Raw genomic sequence first — 816 nt, 5'->3', positions numbered from 1 at the left:
TGATATGCTCCCCATACGGTAGACAGGTGAAATAATAAAACCTGTTATCGTAAGGGGAGTTTTTTCATGTCTCTAGGAAAGTATAGTGCGTTGGAGAAACTTGCTATTCTCAAAGAAGTATCAAATGGGGAAATTGGCTTTCTGGCAGCTGCGAAGAAATATGAAATTAATAAGACCACTTTAATGAGATGGCAGCGTAGGTACCAGACGTGGGGGTATGAAGGCTTGGAGCGCCGTCCGCATCTTCAAAGCTATAGTGCTGAACTCAAACTCCGAGCGGTGAAGGATTACCTTGAGGGGGGATTGTCTCAGTACCAAGTTATTGAAAAATACAAGATTACTAGTACGCGGCAGCTCTTCAATTGGGTGAACAAGTATAATGGTCATAGCAGCTTAAAAGCCTATAGAGGGGAAGCAAAAGCTATGACAAAAGGTCGCTCTACTTCTTGGCAAGAACGGATTGAGATTGTGCAGTATTGTCTGGCACATGATCATAACTACCAAAAGGCAGTTGAACAATTTCAGGTCTCCTATCAGCAAGTGTACCAGTGGGTGAAGAAGTTCGAAGATGGCGGTGAGAATGCGTTAAAGGATGGCCGAGGGAGAAGGAAAGCCCCGGAAGAGTTAACGGAGGCCGATCAACAGAAACTCAAGATGAAACAGATGGAACACGAGATGGAGCGACTTCGGGCTGAAAATGCATTCTTAAAAAAGTTAGAGGAACTCGAAAGAAGGCGACGCTAAACCAAACACGGCAGGAAACGATATACCTTGCTATCCAATCCCTTCAAAAGGGGTCAGTGAGCGTCCAGCTCT

1 protein-coding gene is annotated in these 816 nt (G+C 44.9%); it reads left to right on the top strand.

From position 1 onward, the window contains the following. Positions 1-66 precede the first annotated feature (66 nt). Positions 67-744, top strand: a complete 678-nt coding sequence (locus I8J29_RS33435; protein WP_208851565.1) for a helix-turn-helix domain-containing protein — start codon at positions 67-69, stop codon at positions 742-744. The last annotated feature ends 72 nt before the right edge of the window (positions 745-816 follow it).

It is taken from the genome of Paenibacillus artemisiicola, from assembly GCF_017652985.1.
GTDB classification, from domain to species: domain Bacteria; phylum Bacillota; class Bacilli; order Paenibacillales; family Paenibacillaceae; genus Paenibacillus_Z; species Paenibacillus_Z artemisiicola.
Note: the sequence above shows the minus strand (reverse complement) of the source record. Positions and strands in the feature narration are given on the sequence as shown.

What these genes read in the sequence shown, in the direction of transcription:
- I8J29_RS33435 (WP_208851565.1), top strand. Translation starts at nt 67, where the DNA reads ATGTCTCTAGGAAAGTATAGTGCGTTGGAGAAACTTGCTATTCTCAAA.